The organism is Pseudoalteromonas sp. APC 3250, from assembly GCF_030407915.1.
In the GTDB taxonomy this organism is placed as follows: Bacteria; Pseudomonadota; Gammaproteobacteria; order Enterobacterales; family Alteromonadaceae; genus Pseudoalteromonas; species Pseudoalteromonas tetraodonis.
In genome coordinates this window covers 62,734-82,220 of sequence record NZ_JASDCM010000002.1, presented here as the reverse complement: position 1 = coordinate 82,220, position 19,487 = coordinate 62,734, and the positions used below count along the sequence as shown (strand labels likewise).

17 protein-coding genes and 1 pseudogene are annotated in these 19,487 nt (G+C 39.9%); 12 read left to right on the top strand and 6 right to left on the bottom strand.

Annotation, left to right across the window (positions count from 1 at the left end; all coding sequences use genetic code 11):
* Window positions 1-24: 24 nt before the first annotated feature.
* Window positions 25-2,613, bottom strand: a complete 2,589-nt coding sequence (gene uvrA / locus QL986_RS02830) for an excinuclease ABC subunit UvrA (RefSeq protein ID WP_290191131.1) — start codon at window positions 2,611-2,613, stop codon at window positions 25-27.
* 139 nt (window positions 2,614-2,752) lie between these two features.
* On the opposite strand from uvrA, the pseudogene QL986_RS02825 reads away from it, so the two are divergent.
* A pseudogene (locus QL986_RS02825) lies at window positions 2,753-2,839 on the top strand (LysE family translocator); the annotation flags it as partial.
* Between the two features lie 33 nt (window positions 2,840-2,872).
* Here the strand turns inward: QL986_RS02825 and QL986_RS02820 are convergent.
* Complete coding sequence (locus tag QL986_RS02820) at window positions 2,873-3,757, bottom strand: LysR family transcriptional regulator (protein ID WP_290172034.1); 885 nt, start codon at window positions 3,755-3,757, stop codon at window positions 2,873-2,875.
* 121 nt (window positions 3,758-3,878) lie between these two features.
* On the opposite strand from QL986_RS02820, the gene QL986_RS02815 reads away from it, so the two are divergent.
* From QL986_RS02815 to QL986_RS02800, 4 genes are all read left to right on the top strand, one after another.
* A complete protein-coding gene (locus QL986_RS02815) occupies window positions 3,879-5,864 on the top strand; it encodes a ligand-gated channel protein (protein ID WP_290191130.1) in 1,986 nt (661 codons plus the stop codon).
* 268 nt (window positions 5,865-6,132) lie between these two features.
* Complete coding sequence (locus tag QL986_RS02810; protein ID WP_290191129.1) at window positions 6,133-6,987, top strand: PA4780 family RIO1-like protein kinase; 855 nt, start codon at window positions 6,133-6,135, stop codon at window positions 6,985-6,987.
* A gap of 299 nt (window positions 6,988-7,286) precedes the next feature.
* Window positions 7,287-8,138, top strand: a complete 852-nt coding sequence (locus QL986_RS02805; protein WP_290191128.1) for a hypothetical protein — start codon at window positions 7,287-7,289, stop codon at window positions 8,136-8,138.
* Entirely contained in the window at window positions 8,135-8,578 is a 444-nt protein-coding gene (locus QL986_RS02800; protein ID WP_290191127.1) for a hypothetical protein, read from the top strand. Before QL986_RS02805 ends, QL986_RS02800 begins: the two co-directional genes overlap by 4 nt.
* Window positions 8,579-8,687: 109 nt before the next feature.
* Here QL986_RS02800 and QL986_RS02795 read toward each other — a convergent pair whose 3' ends face one another.
* The 3 genes from QL986_RS02795 to QL986_RS02785 form a co-directional block, all read right to left on the bottom strand.
* Window positions 8,688-9,092 (bottom strand): MerC family mercury resistance protein, encoded by a 405-nt coding sequence (locus QL986_RS02795; RefSeq protein ID WP_290191126.1) that lies wholly within the window; start codon window positions 9,090-9,092, stop codon window positions 8,688-8,690.
* Between the two features lie 102 nt (window positions 9,093-9,194).
* Window positions 9,195-9,572 (bottom strand): MerR family transcriptional regulator, encoded by a 378-nt coding sequence (locus QL986_RS02790; RefSeq protein ID WP_004588890.1) that lies wholly within the window; start codon window positions 9,570-9,572, stop codon window positions 9,195-9,197.
* A gap of 42 nt (window positions 9,573-9,614) precedes the next feature.
* Window positions 9,615-10,004 (bottom strand): Cd(II)/Pb(II)-responsive transcriptional regulator, encoded by a 390-nt coding sequence (locus tag QL986_RS02785; RefSeq protein WP_004588889.1) that lies wholly within the window; start codon window positions 10,002-10,004, stop codon window positions 9,615-9,617.
* A 77-nt stretch (window positions 10,005-10,081) separates the two neighbouring features.
* On the opposite strand from QL986_RS02785, the gene QL986_RS02780 reads away from it, so the two are divergent.
* From QL986_RS02780 to QL986_RS02750, 7 genes are all read left to right on the top strand, one after another.
* The gene (locus QL986_RS02780; protein ID WP_004588888.1) at window positions 10,082-10,696 is read left to right on the top strand and encodes a cation transporter; all 615 of its coding nucleotides are present in this window, start codon (window positions 10,082-10,084) and stop codon (window positions 10,694-10,696) included.
* A 55-nt stretch (window positions 10,697-10,751) separates the two neighbouring features.
* Entirely contained in the window at window positions 10,752-11,483 is a 732-nt protein-coding gene (locus QL986_RS02775; protein ID WP_004588887.1) for a transglutaminase family protein, read from the top strand.
* Window positions 11,470-12,372 carry a cation diffusion facilitator family transporter gene (locus QL986_RS02770; protein ID WP_004588886.1) on the top strand — a complete coding sequence of 301 codons (903 nt, stop codon included), beginning with the start codon at window positions 11,470-11,472 and terminating at the stop codon, window positions 12,370-12,372. Before QL986_RS02775 ends, QL986_RS02770 begins: the two co-directional genes overlap by 14 nt.
* 55 nt (window positions 12,373-12,427) lie before the next feature.
* Window positions 12,428-12,778, top strand: coding sequence for a hypothetical protein (locus QL986_RS02765; protein WP_004588885.1), 351 nt, complete (start codon window positions 12,428-12,430; stop codon window positions 12,776-12,778).
* An 83-nt stretch (window positions 12,779-12,861) separates the two neighbouring features.
* On the top strand, window positions 12,862-14,079 hold the full coding sequence (locus tag QL986_RS02760) for a TolC family protein (protein WP_008468875.1): 1,218 nt from the start codon (window positions 12,862-12,864) through the stop codon (window positions 14,077-14,079).
* A gap of 64 nt (window positions 14,080-14,143) precedes the next feature.
* Window positions 14,144-15,400 carry an efflux RND transporter periplasmic adaptor subunit gene (locus QL986_RS02755; protein WP_290191125.1) on the top strand — a complete coding sequence of 419 codons (1,257 nt, stop codon included), beginning with the start codon at window positions 14,144-14,146 and terminating at the stop codon, window positions 15,398-15,400.
* Between the two features lie 11 nt (window positions 15,401-15,411).
* Window positions 15,412-18,612, top strand: a complete 3,201-nt coding sequence (locus tag QL986_RS02750) for a CusA/CzcA family heavy metal efflux RND transporter (RefSeq protein ID WP_004588883.1) — start codon at window positions 15,412-15,414, stop codon at window positions 18,610-18,612.
* Between the two features lie 248 nt (window positions 18,613-18,860).
* Here the strand turns inward: QL986_RS02750 and QL986_RS02745 are convergent, their stop codons facing one another.
* Window positions 18,861-19,484: a tyrosine-type recombinase/integrase gene (locus QL986_RS02745; protein ID WP_004589486.1), complete on the bottom strand. Its 624-nt coding sequence runs from the start codon at window positions 19,482-19,484 to the stop codon at window positions 18,861-18,863.
* Window positions 19,485-19,487 lie beyond the last annotated feature (3 nt).

Genomic DNA, 19,487 nt, shown 5'->3' with positions numbered 1-19,487 from the left:
TTTTATTTTGAGCATACAAAACTGCTAACCTTTTAATCTGAGTATGCGTGACTTTACAGCGCTATTCAAAAACGGCGCAGTACGGCTTTTAGTAGATTGCGCAACCTCTTCAGGTTTACCTTGTGCAACTATTACCCCGCCTTCGTCGCCGGCTCCTGGGCCAATATCAATAACCCAATCACTGTTACTGGCTACTTGCATATCGTGCTCAACCATAATGACGGTGTTGCCCGCATCAACTAAGCCATTTAACTGCGCCATTAGCATTGCTACATCTTTAGGGTGCAGGCCAGTGGTTGGCTCATCTAAAATATAAAGCGTATCGCCACGCTGTGTACGCTGTAACTCGGTGGCAAGTTTAATGCGCTGGGCTTCACCGCCCGAAAGCTCAGTAGCAGGTTGGCCTAAACGTAAATAGCCAAGGCCCACTTGTAGCAGCGCATTTAGCGCACGTAAAATGGCGGGTTCATCGGCAAAAAAGGTATGCGCAGACTCAACAGTTAAATTAAGTACATCGGCAATGGTTTTATCTTTATAGGTAATTTCGAGTGTTTTTTGGTTGTAGCGCTTGGCGTTACACACAGGGCAGGGCGAATACACGCTAGGCAAAAATAACAGCTCCACGCTTACAAAGCCTACGCCTTCGCAATTTTCACAGCGACCTTTTTTAACATTAAACGAAAAACGACCGGCATCGTACTTACGCGCTTTTGCCTCTTTGGTATTGGCAAACAGTTTACGTACGTGATCGAATAAGCCCGTGTAAGTTGCAAGGTTTGAACGAGGTGTGCGGCCAATGGCTTTTTGATCAACCGTTACCAGGCGCTTTATGTGTTCACTGCCGTGAGTTATTTGCCCGCCGGTTGTTATATCAATCTCTTGCTCGAGTAGCTCGGCTTCATCGGTAGGTACTTGTGGCTGCGATTTTTGCCCTAGTGCATCGTAAACCAATTCAACAAGTGCTTGGCTTACTAAGCTTGATTTACCTGAGCCTGATACCCCTGTAACACTTGTAATAACCCCAAGCGGAAATTCTACATTAAGTTTTTGTAAGTTATTACGCTCAACATTTTTAAGCGTTAGCCATGCTTTTGCTGGGCGTTGTTTACGTTGTATGTGAGTTTGTTGCGCTTCGATATTTTTAAATAAATACTGGCTCGTGTGTGAGCTGCTAATTTGCTTTAAGCCTTCAACTGGGCCGCTATAAACAATATTACCGCCATGGGAGCCCGCATTTGGCCCTACATCGACCACCCAATCAGCATGGCGAATAACACTTACGTCGTGCTCAACCACAAACACTGAGTTACCAGCGGCTATTAGCTCATCTAATGCCGCTAACAAGGCTTGTGTATCGGCAGGGTGTAAGCCTGCAGAGGGTTCGTCTAGCACATACACTACACCAAATAATTTTGAGCGAATTTGTGTTGCAAGCCTTAAGCGTTGTAATTCACCTGGCGATAACGATGGGGTGGTGCGTTCAAGCGATAAATACCCTAAACCAAGTTTGGTAAGTGCTTCAACGCGTTTAAGAATGTCGCCCGCTATACGCTTTGCAACTATGGCTTTTTCGGGGTTTGCAGCGTTACTTTTAGCGGGATTATTAGCAGCAAACCTTAGCTTATCTGCCAGCTCATTGAGTGTTAGCTGCGAAATTTCGCCTATATCAAGACCAGCTACTTTAACCGATAACGACTCTTTTTTGAGTTTTTTTCCTTCGCACTGCGGGCACTGTGATATTTGCATATACTGCGATACGCGCTTTTTAGTACGTGGGCTTTGAGTGCTCGCAAACGACTGTAAAACAAAACGTTTAGCACTTGTAAATGTACCCATGTAGCTAGGGCTTTCTTCATTTTTAATTGCCGCTTGTGTTTGCTCAAGTGTGTACTCAGGAAACACGGGCACTGTAGGTGTTTCGTCTGTAAATAAAATCCAATCACGGGCTTTTTTAGGCAGGGTATTCCACGGTTTATTAATATCGTAGCCTAAAGAGGTAAGAATACGGCTTAGGTTTTTACCTTGCCAAGCAGGCGGCCATGCTGCAATGGCGCGCTCTTTAATTGATTTAGTGGGATCGGGCACTAGTAGCTCTTCGGTGACGTTAAAAACGCGGCCAATACCATGGCACTCTGGGCAGGCGCCTTGTGGCGTATTGGGCGAAAACGCATCGGCGTAAAGTATGCCTTGCCCTTTGGGGTATTCGCCTGCGCGTGAGTAGAGCATTCGCAGCGCGTTAGATATAGTGGTTACACTACCCACCGATGAACGTACCGAGGGTGCACCACGCTGCTGCAGTGCGACCGCTGGTGGCAGGCCTTCGATCGAATCTACATCAGGCTCGTCTACCTGATCAATTAATCTGCGTGCATAAGGTGAAACCGAGTCAAGATAACGATGTTGCGATTCGGCAAATAATGTTCCAAAGGCGAGCGATGATTTACCCGAGCCCGATATACCGGTAAACACCACAAGTGAATTACGGGGCAGGTTTACATCCACATCTTTTAAGTTATGAACACGTGCGCCTCTTACTTGAATGCTGTGCTCTGGGTTTAATAAAGCCGATTGTATCTTATTAACCTCATGTGACTTTTTAGGTGTGGTTGCCATGTAATGTATACTCCTGTGTAATAATCCTGTGTTTATTAATGTTCTGTAAAGTATTAATAATAATGCAGTCTTACTGAATGAGCGCTTAGCTATATGCTTGTTTTGCGTTTACATAACAGAAAAACTGCAAGTATAAATTCTAACCAAAGGCAACAATATTAAATGACTGAACCGAATTGCGGGGAGTTTAATGGTGCTAGTAGGAGTTTGGCTTGCAATTAGTTAACTATAAACAAGCCTTAACCTGAACTTAGGTTATTTAAATAGCTGAAAATGATGCGTTAAGTGCTTTAATTGCAGCTTTTGTTTTTGCTGCTAACGTGTCGCGTGCAGGCGTTAGAGCAAATACATCGTAATGGGGAAGTTGCCAATCAGTGCATATTTCTAAAAGTTCTCCTGTAGCTAAGAAATTGCGTACTTCAGGCTCAGGCAAAATAGCATAGCCTAACTCGTCGAGAACAAATTGAATCACAGTTTGCATATTATTAATGGTAATACGCGCTTTTGGTAGTGTTGTACTTACGCCGCGAGTAAGGTGCGTAAGCGTCGGATCAACAGCTATATGCGCAATGCGGTTATGCGCTTTTAGGTCATCCAGTGTGATTTTTGGCTGCTGTGCTAGTGCATGATTTTTATGAACACACAGTATTAATGGCCAACTAGCGAGCTGGCGTGCAATTAAGTTTGAGTCTTCGAGAGGGCCAATCGCCAGCACTAAATCTATACCTGTTCTGATCATATCAATGGGCTCGTCAGAAAGCGTTAAGTGCACATCTATATCATTAAATTGGCTAATTAAATGCTTTACAGGCTCACTTAGTAACCCACCTCCAAAACCAACAGGGGCTGCTAGTTTTAATTGCCCACTCGGGCAATTTTGTAAATGCTGTAATTGTTCTGATGTAGCTGTTGCAACGGCAAGCATTTGTAAACAACTTTGATAATAAAGTTCACCCGCCTCGGTAAGCGTTAATTCTCGAGGGCTGCGATTAAATAAACTCAAACCTACATCTTGCTCTATTTGTTTTATTTGCTGGCTAATTGCAGAGGTTGTCATTAAAAGGTCTGCGGCAGCTTTACTCATACTTCCCGTTTGCACAGTGCGAACAAATATATTCAGGGTTTTAGTTAACTTATCACTCATACCGTTAAGCCTTACTTAAATTAGCTTTAATAAAAATAGCGTTGAGAAGAAGGGGACTTCTCACTATTATCGCAAACGCTAATTATTATCATTTACATGCTGAATGTCACGGAGAAATATCATGAACACGGTAAGTTGTAAGTTAAGGCCGGTAACTGCATTTATTTTAAGTACTTTTGCAATTGCTAACCCTGCTTTTGCTGATGAAAAAAAACAAGATATGGAAGTAATGGTTGTCACTGCTTCTGGTTACGAACAAATGCTCAAAGAGGCACCTGCAAGTATTAGCGTTATCGACAGAGCGCAGCTAGAAAAAAGCTTTTATCGTGACTTAACCGACGCAATGGCTGATATTCCGGGTGTAATAGTGACCGGCGGAGGTGACAGAAAAGATATTAGCTTGCGTGGTATGGCAAGCCAATACACGCTTATTTTAATTGATGGGCAACGGCAAAGCTCAAGAGAAACACGACCAAATAGTGATGGCCCAGGCGTAGAAGGCGCTTGGACGCCGCCAATTTCTGCGATTGAACGTATTGAAGTAATACGTGGCCCTATGTCGTCATTGTATGGCTCTGATGCAATTGGTGGTGTGATCAATATTATTACCCGTAAAGCGCCAGAGCAGTGGTATGGAGAACTGCGTTTAGACAGCACTATTCAAGAGCAAAGTCAGTCAGGTGATATAAACCAAGCGAGCTTTTTCACTTCTGGTGGCATTATTCCACAGTTATTGGGTGTGCAATTGTATGGGCAGTTTTCAAAGCGAAATGAAGATGAGTTTACTGCGGGATTTCGAGGTAAAGAACAAAGCAATGTTAAAGCCAAGTTCACATTAACACCTAATGATAGTCACGAATTAATGTTTGAACTTGGCTCGGCAAAGCAAACATTAGATGAAACCCTCGGCAAAACAGTTGCCGAGCTTACTCCAGGTGAAAGCTGTGGTCGACGTGGCTGTCCTGAATCATCAACTACTGAGTATGAGCAACAAACATACTCTATGTCACACAATGGTTTTTATGACTTTGGCTCGTCGCGAAGTTATATTAAGTACGATAAGTTTGATAATAACTCACGTGAAATGTTTGTCGAAAATACCGACATTCAAACAACTTGGAGTTTACCGCTTTATAGCAATCATAACTCTACATTTGGTGCGACCTATTTAAAAGAGTCATTGGATGATTATACAAGTAATAAAATCAGCGACTTAACCCATGTAGAAAACGAGCAATGGTCTGTTTTTGGTGAAAACGAGTGGACAGCAACGGATGACTTTAAGCTCACCGCAGGCTTACGTTACGATCATGATGGCAATTTTGCGGGTCATTGGAGCCCACGTTTGTATGGTGTTTATAGCGCATCTAAAGCGATCACTATTAAAGGCGGCATATCAACCGGTTTTCGGGCCCCAAATATTCGCCAATCTACTGCTCAATGGGGACAAGTGAGTCGTGGCGGTAATATTTATGGTAACCCTGAATTAAAGCCTGAGCAATCAGTCAACTATGAAATGGGTGTTTACTATGACTCTGGACGCGATTTAAGTATATCGGCAACCGTTTTTTATAATGAATTTGATGACAAAATAACTCGTATAGCATGCCCATTAACGCAGTGCACAGATGGCCCAAATCAGTTCGGCTCCATGCCAACTACGTACATTAATGTAGATGAAGCCATAACCCAAGGTATTGAGCTATCAGTAGATTACGATATTTCAACTGAAATTGATTTGAGTGCTAGTTATACCTACACCGACTCAGAGCAAAAAACCGGTGAATATAAGGGGAGCCCACTTAATCAGCTACCAAAACATAGTTTACAAACGTCTTTAAATTGGCGTCCAACAGATAAGTTAGGCGGATGGTTACGTGTGCAATATCGTGGAGAAGAAAGCCAGCCTACCACAGGGCCTTCACAAAGTAGTTTAATTGCTCCTGATTATACCATTGCCAATTTAGGCGCTAATTATCAGCTTAGTGATGACGTTAAACTTGGTGCTGGAATTTACAACTTGCTTGATAAAGAGATCACAGAGCAAGAGTATGGCTATGTTGAAGATGGCCGTCGCTATTGGGCGTCTTTAGTGTGGCAGTTCTAAACACTTTTTAATAATATAAAGTAAACGAGTACGCTAAACCGTGCTCGTTTTTTGGTTTTATTTAGGTTCTTGGTCAATAATACTTAAAAAGCACAAAAGGCGGTTGGCTTTTTCTGTGTAGTCGCTTATTCTAGCAGCGTATTTAGTCATTAAATGTAACTTTAAAGTTTACTAATAATTTATAACTTTCTTCAATCCCCAAAGGTATGCCTCGTTTGAACCACATAGCAAAACAAAAAGCCAACCCTGTATTTTTAGTAGGTGTCGTTTGAAAATACCTAAACGCTTACAGCCATTAGTTGATGATGGTTTTATTGATGAAGTGATCAGCCGGTTAATGAGCGGTAAAGAGGCCGATGTATTTGTGGTGGCCTGTGGCGATGACATTCGCTGCGCTAAAGTATACAAAGATGCCAGTAAGCGCAGTTTTAAGAAAGCCGCCCAGTATCAAGAAGGCCGCAAAGTACGCAGTGGCCGACAAGCCCGTGCTATGGGTAAGCGTTCAAGCTATGGCCGTCAATTAGAAGAAGAAATTTGGCAAAATGCCGAGGTTGACGCGCTGTCGCGTTTATCCTCAGCAGGTGTTCGCGTACCGCAAACTTACGGCTGCATTGACGGTGTTTTGTTAATGGAACTTGTAAGTGATGATGAAGGCGATGTTGCACCACAACTTGGCGCGGTTGATTTAACCGAGCAACAAGCCATTGAGCAGCATACATTAATGATGCATTACATCAAGCTCATGCTGTGCGCAGGGATTATTCACGGTGACTTATCTGAATTTAACGTACTTGTAGATAGCAACGGCCCAGTAATTATTGATTTACCCCAAGCGGTTAACGCCTCTGCTAATAATAGCGCCGAGGCGATGTTTGCCCGCGATGTAAATAACATGCGCCGCTATTATGGCCAATTTGCACCTGCGTTATTACACACGCAATACGCCAAAGAAATGTGGGCATTGTTTGCAGATGCTAACTTAACCCCGCACTCAGTGCTAAGTGGCGAATTTGAAGACGATGGCGAAGCTGCGGATGTTGATTCAGTACTTGACGAAATTCAAGCCGCCTTTGATGAAGAGCAAGAACGTAAAGAACGCATTCGCGATGCCGATGAGGAATAACCCTTAATTTACGTGCTGAGTTTTATATAGTTTTAACTATTAGATCAAAACCTAGAAGGTAAGTAAGAGCGATCAGCGGTCATTCATGAAATTTGCCCCCTGCTGAGTAAGGCTAAAGGGTACTTTCCCCCCTTCTACATAACGAAATAAGCCATCCTAAGCATAATATATATAGCTAGCAATAACTTATGCTTTTTGTTATTAATAGAAGCTAATAAAATAAGGATGTTTTCACGCTAAAATAGGGAAAGTGTCCTCTGATAAAGCTGTTAACCATCATGGGCTAATCTCGGAGTATTATGAGTAGTAAAACGAACACATTTGAGTTGTTTAGGTATCAGATTCTTCCAGTAGACCGATACTTTCAAGGTGACTTCTTTAACGGAGTTCATAATGTTGAAGAATTGATCAAGCAGAAAAACAAGTTTTTTGCTCAAGCTTTGCTGGGTCAATCAGACTTTTCAAATAAACGGCATAAGACTGTGGTCAAGCAATTACTTAATCACGGTGATTTTTACTTGTATCGAATTGCCCACAATAAAACTCTTCATAGAGAAACGCGTGACTTCAAAGATGAAACAATCGATAGTTGGCCGTCCATTCTCGTCGCGATCTGGAACCATCCTGATAAGCAGTACATAGCTGTTCAAAAAAGAACAACTGCATTTGCAAAGTGTGAAACCGTAGCAAAACTCATACTAGAAAAAATAGAGCCGCAGTTAACTCATTTTCAACTTCGAGCTATATACGAACCATTATTTGAAAAACAACAATTTTGGACTTTATTACGAAAATATCGTGGCAAAGTAAAATCAGTTGATTTTGAAATAATAACTCCAAATATGGCAAATATCTCAGGGACATTACCTGATGATCTTAAATTGTTTGCAAAGTGTACAAACTCGACAAGAAACAATTTGAAAATTGAATCTGAGCATGATTCAGCACTGCATCTTGAAGAGGATAACTCTGCGTTGAAAGGTTTGGTTGACTATAGTAGTGAGGGGGGAGGTAATATTTCACTTAAAATTGATGGCATTAAGAAACATCATCAGACTTCCCGCACAGTCAAAGAAATATCGTTGGGTGAAATGGAATTAACGGGTAATGCGGAACAAATTGCCCAAGTATTAAAAGAGTTGCTCAAATGATAGGACACGTTGTAAAAACCACATTCATTGCCTTAGGGGTTGGCTTCATTGCTGAACTGACAAACTCATGGCTTGGGTCTGAGTTTTTACATACGTTTTTAGCACAAAATCTAGTTACGATACTCATTGCTTTGCTAGCTATTAACGCTACTACGATGGGTATTGTTTTGACTAAAGTTCGTGAAATGGTTGATTCTAAAGGTAGTGCTGGTTGTTTCAAACGTACACGTGACCAAATGTTACTATCAATAAAAGAACAAATAGCACTGGTCGTCATATCGATCAGCATACTTAGTATTAAAGGTTCAGAACATATTATTGCTATGGATAATGCTGAACTACTTCTAAATGTTGCCATTATTGGTGTTTTTGTATATTCACTTATGGTTCTTTACGACACAGCAAACAGTGTTCTTATAATCATCGATTTTGACGGTTAACAAAGCCTTTAAGTCTGATTCGCAAACGCGTGCCGAACTCTCCGCTCAAACATGGCACGCGTTCACTCACAGCTTAAGGCGGCGTTACGAACTTCCGCTCATGGCACTTTTACGAAGTTCGGCTGTGAGCGAAAAGCAGACATTGACCGTTAATCGTTTCAACGACGGCAATTAGCCATACGTTGCATGTTTGCTCCCTTACTGGTTTTACGATATCCAAAACCGACATAACGACCATTAAGCAAATACCAAAGTAAAATAGGTATGTGCTCCAATCATATAGCCAAAGAGGATAAAGCGTTAATAGCACTGCTACAGGCCCTAGAATGCTGAAGACAGCTCTGGTATGGTTTTTATTTTTGTGCCAGTTGTATAAGTTTACCAATAGTTCCAAAGATGCAAAAATAGGTAAAAGCGTATTTACAGCTATTCCTTCGAAGTGAGAGAAGAAGCCTAGTCCTAATGCCGATGCAAGTGACCTTAATGCAGGGAGGCAGGCCGTGCCGCTAGCCAAACGCCACTAGAGCCTACTCTGTCTAATATTTTATTTATCATTTGAAAGTCTATTGGTTGATATTACCATCATTCTAAACTCCGTATACAAGTACGGAGTCAATCATTTTAATGAGTCAATTATGGGGCAATGTGTTGGATCTTCGTTTTGCATACAGGTATTTGTCATACCCACAATTACTTTCTCTAAACGTTGAAGGTCATTAATTTTGTCTCGAATGATTGCTAACTTTTGTCGGTTTAATAGCTCAACTTGAGCGCAGTTGCTGTCCATAGACATTAGCGATTTTATTTCTCTTAACGTAAAGCCGAGCGCTTTGGCTTTTGTGATAAACCTAAGTTGTCCTGCTATTGATTCGTCATATTGTCTATAACCAGATATTGGTTTTTCAGGTTGTGTAATCAGTCCTTCTCGTTCATAAAAACGAATGGTTTCTACATTTAAATTTAATGATTGTGCTAATTTGCCAATGGTTTTCATTATTGCCTTTGTGAATACTACTAATCTAAAGTTATATTTAGTTCAACTATCTAATGACTTGATAATGCCACAGACTTCAATTGTACCGTCAGACCCGCAAGAGCTTGCCATTAGTTTTAACTCTTTTTTGAGTGCATTCAATTCCTTCATTCGTTGATTAACTAAAGTTAGTTGCCGATCAATTAATGCATTTACACTAGAGCAACTCTCCTCTGGCTTGTTTTTTAATTCAATGAGTCGCTTAATATCATTAAGCGGAATATCTAAACTTCGACAATGCTTTACGAACTCTAGCTCTTTAAATGCCTTATTAGAATACAACCTGAAATTCCCTTCAGTGCGATCAGGATCTGACAGCAAGCCCTCCTTTTCATAATATCGGATGGTTTGTACTGAATACCCCGATGTTTTCGATAACTCACCAATTTTCATAAAATTTCCAAATAAACTTGACCCTATAGTCACTATAGGATGTATAGTTAGAGCATACAAGTTAATCGGAGATGAAAATGAGCGATTGTGGGTGTGAAGTTGAGCTAAAAGATAACCAGCAAAAAACGGTGCTTTATTGGCTTCTGGCTATCAATGCCTCGATGTTTGTTTTTGAAATTGGCTTTGGTTGGTTATCAGAATCAACGGCTTTAATTGCAGATTCGTTAGACATGCTAGCGGATGCAATCGTCTATGCAATTGCACTATACGCGGTGGGAAAGTCAATCCAACATAAGGCTAATGCTGCTTTAGTGAGTGGCTATTTCCAACTGGGGTTAGGCGTGCTAATTCTAATGGATATTGCTAGAAGGCTGTATGGTGAAAGTGAGCCTCACTCTTGGTTTATGATTGGCGTAGGCATGGTTGCTTTAGTTGCAAATGTGATTTGTCTCATCCTTATTCGAAAGCACAACAACGATGAAGTACATATGAGAGCTAGCTGGATATTTTCAGCGAATGATGTAATTGCAAATCTTGGTGTCGTTATCGCAGGCATACTCGTTATGGTGCTGAAACAGCGTTGGCCTGATATCGTCATTGGTAGCATCATTTCAATGTTAATTCTTCGAGGCGCTTACCGAATACTAAGCGATGCTAAACAAGAATTAGCTGTTGCTGAGAAAACACGTTAAACACCAAATGAAGATAAACAATCAACCTTTGGTTGTTCAAAGTAAGGAAACATCAATGAATAGCAAATATCTAGAAAAAACCAAGATAGTAAATTTTGAACACTCTACAATTCAATCATTAATTTCTGAGCGTAATTGGCAAGAACTCGATGACTTCAACAAAATTGGTGCAGCCTACCAATTTGTTAAAGATGAAATATTATTTGGTTACAATGAGAGTGATGATATTTCAGCAAGCAGTGTTTTAGCCGATGGTTACGGACAATGCAATACCAAGGGTAACTTGCTGATGGCTTTGTTACGAGGATTAGGTATTCAATGTCGTTTTCACGGCTTTACTATTGAGCAGCGATTACAAAAAGGAGCTATTCCAACTTATGTATTTTGGTTAGCACCTAAATATATCATTCATAGTTGGATTGAAGTTTATTTCAAGGATCGTTGGATAAACTTAGAAGGCTTTATATTAGATGAACAATATTTAAGTTCACTACAGCACAAATTTAGTCAAATAAAAAACGAATTTTGTGGTTATGGTGTTGCAACAAAGTGTTTCTCTTCGCCAGATACAGATTGGCGTGGTCAAGATACCTATATACAAAAAGAAGGTATTCATGATGATTTTGGTGTTTATAATTCCCCTGATGAGTTTTATCTCGAAAAAGGAACTAACTTATCAGGAATCAAACGTTGGATGTATCAACGAGTGATCCGTCACTTTATCAATTTTAACGTAGTCAATGTAAGAAATTTAAAAGTTCTTGAGGTGGAAAATGCACAATCATAGCCATAGCCATTCGCATGGAAAAGACGACCGTATAGGTTGGACATTTTTCCTTAATGTTTCATTTACTATTATCGAATTTATTGGTGGTTGGCTAACCAACAGTACCGCTATTATGGCTGATGCTGTACATGACCTGGGTGACAGTTTATCTATAGGATTCGCTTGGATACTGAGTCGTTTCTCGGATAAAGAAGCATCCGATAGATTTAGCTATGGCTATCGTCGTCTTACCCTGTTTGGCGCATTAATTAACAGTATTGTATTAGTTATTGGTTCTGTCTGGGTGCTATTTGAAGCAATACCAAGATTATCTAATCCTGAAATGCCAATGGCTGAAGGAATGTTGGGTCTTGCATTACTTGGGGTTGCTGTTAATGGGTATGCAGTATTTAAACTAAAAGCGGGTAAAACGCTGAACGAAAAAGTACTTACGTGGCATTTGCTTGAAGACGTACTTGGCTGGGTTGCAGTCCTAATTGTTTCTATCGTGCTGCTTTTTGTAGATCTACCAATATTAGATCCTTTGCTTTCTATAGGCTTTACACTGTTTATATTGTTTAACGTTTTGAAAAACCTGAAAACAACATTGGCACTATTTCTTCAAGCTACACCTGATGAAGAAGTGCAGAATAATATTGAAAAAGCGATAAAGGCTATACCTGAAATTAATGGGATTCATCATATGCACTTTTGGTCATTAGACGGGGAAAGTCACGTATTAACTGCTCACCTAGAGTTAGCCCATAACTTTGAGGTTGATAAATTAATTAGGCTAAAACAACAAGTGGCTAAGGAACTTTCTTCTTATAATTTATCTCATACAACCATTGAGTTTGAGTTTCCTCAAGAAACTTGCCGTGACGAGCATGAAAAACATGCGCATGGCTAGTTTAGAAAACCTTTTTTTGATATTATAATTTTTCATATTTAAGTAGGTGTTTATTTTGAAATTCAATGTTGCGTTAAAAATACTATTAGTCGTTTCGATTGTTTTGCAATCGTTAACTGCTGTTGTATCCGCAACACCTGAGAATCACCAAATAGATATAGAGCACCTTCAAATTCAACATGATCATGCAGATGATCGAAATGTCTCAAATGATAATGTAGGTGATGAGCAGCATAATGAAAAAGATTGTCATCACTGCGGACATTGCAGTGGCAGCCACTTATCTTGGATTTTAGTCAGTAATTCAAATACCACGGGCAAACTAAACATTATCAATAAAACGCCTTATCAAATTGATCAAACAAGTACCTTTCTTGAAGCGATACTTCGTCCGCCCATTTCTTAATTAGATTAATTTTTAATGACCTATTTATCCTTTAATAATGGATAAAGGTTTCGTGTTTATTAATTTTAAAATTAAGAATTTTTATGTATATATATTTAAAAAATGCAGGTTTAGTCCTGTCTTTATGTATGGCTGTGAGTTTTTCAGTTGCCACTTATGCCAAACAGAAAAGTATTTCATGGCTAGATAGTCAAATAAATAAAGATCCCGAAGTTGTTGCGGCTAAAGAGTTACTTAATGCAAGTAATCATAGAGCCAAGAGCTTAACTAAAGCCGTATATAACCCAGAGCTTGAAGCAAGCTATGAAAAAGAGGGTGATTTTGATAATTATTCTATTGGTATCAGTCAAACGATTGATTTTTGGGATAAGCAATCAGCAAATAAAAGCATTGGTGAAATTGGTGTTTATGCAAACCAGCAACAATTGTTATCTCTACTCGATTCTAAAAAGGCTAACGCTTTAACTGCAATAGTTAATTGGCAAGCAGCAAAAAAGGTGGCTCAGTTACTTTCAGTAAGAGAAAATCAATTACAAACGCTCGTTGGAATTATTGAAGATAAGCGAAAAGCAGGACTTTTAGAGCCACTTGACGCTGAACTGGTTTATTTAAACTTGTCCCAAGTTTTCAGTGAAATATCTGAGTCGCAAATTGCTTTGAAAAATGCAGAGGTAAATGTTCAGGAGTTATTGCCTGATTGGACGCCTAATACTACCAATTTGTTTTCATTTACTTTTGGAGCAACAAACTATTCATTTAACTCTCAGTGGGTTGAGGAACATCCAAAAGTTAAACTCGCTAGAGCGCAATGGAAGATAAAACAATCTAAAGCTCAACTAACCACTATGGAATCTAAAGCCAATCCAACCATTGGAGTTAACGCAGGGAAAAGTGGAGATGAAGACTTGATTGGCGTGACTTTCTCAATGCCTTTAAATATCAGAAATAACTATTCAGATACTGTTAAAGCCGCTTATTCAGAAGCAATTGCAGCAGAGGCTAACTTTCGGTCGGTTTATCGAAAGCAGTCATTTGAAGCAAAAGCTAATTATGAATCGCTTATTGTCAGTAAAAAATATTATGAGCAATGGCAAAAACTGACAAAAGGCAGATTAGATAGCAGCGAAAACTTATTAAATAAGCGCTGGGAAGCTGGTGACATTAATACTTCTGACTACTTACTTGCATTAAATCAACGTGCGGAAGGGCTTCATGCAGGAATACGTTTGGAAAATCAATTCAAGCTTGCAGAAATATCCTTCATTTTAAGTATGGGTCAGTTATCCAAATTTGAGATTTGAGCGCTTTGTTTTTTCAGTAGCGAAAAACGAAATCTTAAATTTATTAAAAATATAGGTTACAAAAATGAATACAGTAATTAGTAAAAAATTTTTAGCCGTAGTAATTAGCTGCCTGTTAGTTGGGTTTACTACAAATCATGATGCTTTTGCACAGTCGTCAGATGGAACTGGTTCTGTCACAAACGTTTCGAAACAAGAAGAAAAAGAACATCAAGATGAGCATGAACACGAAAAGGGACATGAAGAAGATAAAGGTGACCATGACGAGCACGGCCATGAAGGTGGTAATAAAGAGGGAGAAGAAGGACATGAAGAAGGTATCACTATTGATCCAAAGAAGATGTCGCTTGCTAACATTAAAGTGGAAAGTGTTAAGCCTGAATATCAATTTAGCTCCGTATATGCACCTGGCGAAATAAAAGCTAATGGCTATAAAAGTTATGTGGTATCACCACGTACAGAGTCAGTCATTATCAGTCGCCATGCAGCGCTTGGCGAGTATGTAGAAATAGGTCAGAAGTTAGTTACATTATTTAGTGAAGCAATGGCACAAGCACAAGCTGACTATTTAATCGCTTCAACCGAATGGCAACGTGTAAAAAAGCTGGGTAATAAGACGGTGAGTGAAAGTCGATTATTACAAGCTGAAACAACATACAATGCGAGCTATGGCAAGCTCATTGCTTTAGGGTTAACTGAAAAAGCAATAAATGGTATTTCTAACAAAGACATTAAAGCATTTGGACAATATGCATTAACGGCGCACCGTGAAGGTGTCGTGCTTCAAGACGACTTTATCCAAGGGCAACGTGTTGATGCTGGGGATTCAGTCATGTTGTTAGCTGATGAAAAACAACTATGGGTTGAAGCAAAAGTTTCTCCAAATAAAAAGCTAAATTTATCAATTGATTCTCCTGCGGTACTTAAATTAGAAGGCCAGAGTTACAATGCCAAAGTTATCCAAGAAGCCCATACAATTGATCCCGTAACTCGTACAAGAATTATTAGATTGGGGGTACAGAATGCTGATGATAACCTTCATTCAGGTATGTTTGTAAAAGTTTACTTTCAGTTTGCCACAAAGCAGAAAGTGATGGCTGTGCCAGAAGAAGCATTGATCCGCAGCGTAGATGGTGATTGGACCGTATTTGTCGAAGACCACCCTGGAGAATTTAAAGCTGTAGAAGTAGAACTAGGCCGAGCCTTAGGTGATTTTAGGGAAATCATTGGCCTTGATAGTGGGACGCGAATTGTAACCAAAGGCGCATTTTTTGTTGCTTCTGAAATCGCTAAAGGCGGATTTGATCCGCATAACCACTAAGGAGCAAGACTATGTTTAATAAAATAATAGATTGGTCTGTTAATAATAGACTCCTGATTTTGATTGCGCTGTTTGCCACAATTGTCGGCGCAATTATGGTTATACCAAAACTAAATTTAGATGCCTTTCCTGATGTTACTAATGTTCAAGTTGCTGTAAATACTGAAGCGCCAGGACTAGCTGCTGAAGAAGTTGAACAACTCATTACGTACCCCATTGAAGCGGTCATGTATGCCTTACCTGATGTAGAACAAGTGCGCTCAATTTCTAAAACAGGCTTGTCTGGCGTCACGGTTGTTTTCAAAGAAGGCACCGACATTTACTTTGCAAGACAACTTGTATTTGAGCGTCTTCAAGCCGCAAAAGAACTGATACCAGAAGGTGTCGGCACACCCGAAATGGGGCCAAACACCTCAGGGCTAGGCCAAGTATTTCAGTACCTTCTTATTTCAGATAAAGATGCAGGCTATGATGCTATGGCACTCAGGAGTCTCAATGATTGGGTAGTAAAATTACTCGTTATGCCTGTCGATGGTGTTACTGATGTACTCTCCTTTGGAGGTATTGTTAGGCAGTACCAAGTAAATGTAGATCCATCTAAGCTTCTTTCTTATAACCTAACGCAAGAAGACGTTGTTGGTGCCCTAGATAACAACAATGCCAATGTTGGCGGATGGTATATGAACCGTGGGCAAGAGCAGCTTGTTATTAGAGGTGCAGGTTGGTTTGAAAGTGGTGACGCTGGTATTAGTAATATCAAACAAGTTCCCGTCAAAACAGTTGATGGGACAGTTGTGACGGTTTCGGATATTGCTAAAGTTGAAATGGGCAGTGAAATTCGTCAAGGTGCTGTCACAATGACGCGCAAAACCGAAGACGGTAAAGTCGAAAATTTAGGTGAAGTTGTCTCTGGCATTGTCTTAAAACGCATGGGGTCTAATACTAAAGCCACCATTGATGGTATCAATGCAAGAATCCCATTGATTAATCAAGCATTGCCTAAAGGTGTTCGCTTTGAACCATTTTATGATCAGGCTGATTTGATTGAAAAAGCCGTTGATACAGTAGTTGATGCACTATTACTAGCATTTATTTTCATCTGTATTGTATTAGCACTATTTTTAATGAATATACGTGCAACCTTCCTTGTCCTAATATCTATTCCAATTTCAATTGGTATCGCGTTAATGATCATGGCTTGGTGGGGCATTTCTGCAAACCTTATGTCATTGGGTGGCATTGCCGTAGCCATTGGTATGCTAGTTGATGGTTCAGTCGTGATGGTTGAAAACATGTTTAAGCATTTAAATAGACCAGACTCTACCCATTTAAAAACTGTAAAAGAAAGAGTGCCTAGTGCTGATACTGATCCACATGATGTAGAACAAGATGAGCATGGTATTAAGTTACGTCTTCAAAATGCGGGTAAAGAAGTGGCTCGTCCCGTATTTTTTGCAGCTTCTATTATTTTAGTCGTATTTACGCCTTTATTTAGCTTTGAAGGTGTTGAGGCAAAGTTATTTCAACCTATGGCAATAAGCATCATTTTAGCTGTTATATCTGCTATTGTGGTTGCGTTGTTTGTTGTACCCGCTTTAGCTACTTATTTATTTAAGTCAGGTGTAAAAGAGAGGGAAAGCTTTGTTCTTAGGCCATTAGACAAACTCTACAGAAAAGGGCTTACATTCGCACTAAAACGCACCAAATTAGTCATTTCAGCCGCACTTATATTAGTTTTCTCTGCCTTTGCATTAGTTCCATTAATTGGTACTGAATTTGTACCTGAGTTAGAAGAAGGGACGATAAACTTAAGAGCAACGCTTGCACCTTCTTCCAGTTTAGATACCGCGCTCACTGTGGCACCAATTCTAGAAGAAAAACTAATGGCTTTCCCTGAAGTAACCTATGCATTAAGCCGAATTGGTCGAGCAGAAATAGGTGGAGACCCAGAGCCTGTGAATAACATCGAAATTTACATAGGGTTGAAGCCTGTTTCTGAGTGGACCAGTGCATCTAATCGATATGAACTTCAAGGAAAAATGGAGAGATCTTTAGAAGAATTCCCTGGGTTGCTACTCAACTTTTCTCAACCTATTGCGACTCGTGTCGATGAGCTACTATCTGGTGTTAAGGCTCAGTTGGCGATAAAGTTGTTTGGGCCTGAACTTGAGGTACTGGCGGCTAAAGGTCAAGAAATAGAAACAGCAATTAAAAACATTGAAGGTGCAAGGGATGTTGCATTGGAGCAAATTGCTGGTGAAGCGCAATTGGTGATAAGTCCTAACAGGCAAGAACTATCACGCTTTGGATTGTCTGTGAGTGACATAATGGAGGTTGTGCGTGATGGTATTGGTGGTGTTGAAGCCGGACAAATAATCAATGGTAATGAACGTTATGATATTTACGTTCGCATAGAGGAAGAGTACCGAAGTAACAAAGAAGCTATTGCTGATATTCGGCTTCAATCACCTACTGGTGCTTGGGTGCGGCTGGGTGACGTAGCCTCAGTCTCATTTGAGTCAGGCCCACCACAAGTTAGACGCGATGATGTACAACGAAGAGTCGTTATCCAAGCAAATGTACAAAATCGAGATATGGGAAGCGTGGTTGCCGATATCAGAACGGTAATTGCTGAAAAGGTTGACTTACCTTCAGGTTATTCTGTTTCGATTGGCGGCCAGTTCGAAAGTCAAAAACGTGCTCAAAATAGGTTAGCTATAGTTGTACCTTTATCGTTAGCACTAATCGCACTACTACTTTACTTTGCCTTTGGTTCTGTTGGTCAAGCTATGCTGATATTGGTCAACGTGCCGCTTGCTGTAATTGGCGGAGTTTTCTCCTTATATTTATCTGGACAATACTTGTCTGTACCAAGCTCCGTTGGCTTTATTACCTTATTTGGTGTAGCGGTATTGAATGGGGTCGTTATGGTAGAAAGTATCAACCAACGTATTAAAGACGGTCTAGAAGCATCTAAAGCCGTTTTTGAAGGCGCTACTTCAAGATTAAGACCTGTACTTATGACTGCTATAACATCAGCTTTAGGTTTGATACCGATGTTAATGTCTAATGGTGTTGGTGCAGAAATACAGCGCCCATTAGCGAGTGTTATTGTTGGCGGCTTGGTAACTGCAACACTGTTAACATTATTTGTTTTACCTGTTTTATATCGCTGGTTTTCAGAGAAAAAAATAAAAGAGCTATCCAGATAAAATTACTGTGAACTCTAACCCCACGCTAAAGTCACGTTTAGCGTGGGGTTATTGAGTAGATGAACGAAAAGAAAGATTAGATTTAACAATAAACTAATAGTCATGACTGCTTTGTCGGAATATTTGTCGTTAAACAGGCCAAAGCTAACTTCCGCTTTCGTATCTTTGCAGTCTTAATCTCTATGTGTCTCAAGGTCGGATTATGGCACGTGCCAGACTCTAACTTCGAGTCTGGCTTAGGTTCAAATTTAAGCATCGATCTGTTCTGATACTTCTAACGCATCATCAACTTCTATTCCCAAGTACCTGACAGTGCTCTCTAGTTTTCTATGGCCAAGTAGAAGCTGACAGGCTCTTAAATTTTTAGTTTTTTTGTAAATTAGTGATGGTTTGGTACGTCTCATTGAATGAGTGCCATATTGAGTCTTATCTAACCCAATTGAGGTGACCCAAGAGTCAACTATACGTCCATATTGACGGGTTGAAAGGTGTTCAGAGGAATGAATTCGTGACTTAAACAAGTAATCATAAGAATTGAGAGTAAATTGCTCTATGAGCGCCACAATTGATTTCCTTGTATTTCCAGTAATTTCAAATTGAACAGGCATACCAGTCTTTTTTTGAACGACTATTGCCCGTGATTGGATTGCTTTACCATGTGCAATGTCATTAACTTTTAGTGAAACTAAATCACACCCTCTTAGTTTGCTATCTATGGCTAGGTTAAATAGTGCTAGATCTCTTATTTTATGAAAAAGTTCCAGTCGTATTCGGATAGCCCATATTTGCTGTAATTTTAGAGGTAACTTTTGTCCTACAAGCTTATTTTTATTCCAAGGCTCTTTAGGCTGATATATAGTTAACTGGTGCATTAG

What these genes read in the sequence shown, in the direction of transcription:
- QL986_RS02780 (WP_004588888.1), top strand. Translation starts at nt 10,082, where the DNA reads ATGAGCGATTGTGGGTGTGAAGTTGAGCTAAAAGATAACCAGCAAAAA.
- uvrA (WP_290191131.1), bottom strand. Translation starts at nt 2,613, where the DNA reads ATGGCAACCACACCTAAAAAGTCACATGAGGTTAATAAGATACAATCG.
- QL986_RS02775 (WP_004588887.1), top strand. Translation starts at nt 10,752, where the DNA reads ATGAATAGCAAATATCTAGAAAAAACCAAGATAGTAAATTTTGAACAC.
- QL986_RS02745 (WP_004589486.1), bottom strand. Translation starts at nt 19,484, where the DNA reads ATGCACCAGTTAACTATATATCAGCCTAAAGAGCCTTGGAATAAAAAT.
- QL986_RS02820 (WP_290172034.1), bottom strand. Translation starts at nt 3,757, where the DNA reads ATGAGTGATAAGTTAACTAAAACCCTGAATATATTTGTTCGCACTGTG.
- QL986_RS02750 (WP_004588883.1), top strand. Translation starts at nt 15,412, where the DNA reads ATGTTTAATAAAATAATAGATTGGTCTGTTAATAATAGACTCCTGATT.
- QL986_RS02800 (WP_290191127.1), top strand. Translation starts at nt 8,135, where the DNA reads ATGATAGGACACGTTGTAAAAACCACATTCATTGCCTTAGGGGTTGGC.
- QL986_RS02790 (WP_004588890.1), bottom strand. Translation starts at nt 9,572, where the DNA reads ATGAAAACCATTGGCAAATTAGCACAATCATTAAATTTAAATGTAGAA.
- QL986_RS02785 (WP_004588889.1), bottom strand. Translation starts at nt 10,004, where the DNA reads ATGAAAATTGGTGAGTTATCGAAAACATCGGGGTATTCAGTACAAACC.
- QL986_RS02770 (WP_004588886.1), top strand. Translation starts at nt 11,470, where the DNA reads ATGCACAATCATAGCCATAGCCATTCGCATGGAAAAGACGACCGTATA.
- QL986_RS02805 (WP_290191128.1), top strand. Translation starts at nt 7,287, where the DNA reads ATGAGTAGTAAAACGAACACATTTGAGTTGTTTAGGTATCAGATTCTT.
- QL986_RS02760 (WP_008468875.1), top strand. Translation starts at nt 12,862, where the DNA reads ATGTATATATATTTAAAAAATGCAGGTTTAGTCCTGTCTTTATGTATG.
- QL986_RS02815 (WP_290191130.1), top strand. Translation starts at nt 3,879, where the DNA reads ATGAACACGGTAAGTTGTAAGTTAAGGCCGGTAACTGCATTTATTTTA.
- QL986_RS02755 (WP_290191125.1), top strand. Translation starts at nt 14,144, where the DNA reads ATGAATACAGTAATTAGTAAAAAATTTTTAGCCGTAGTAATTAGCTGC.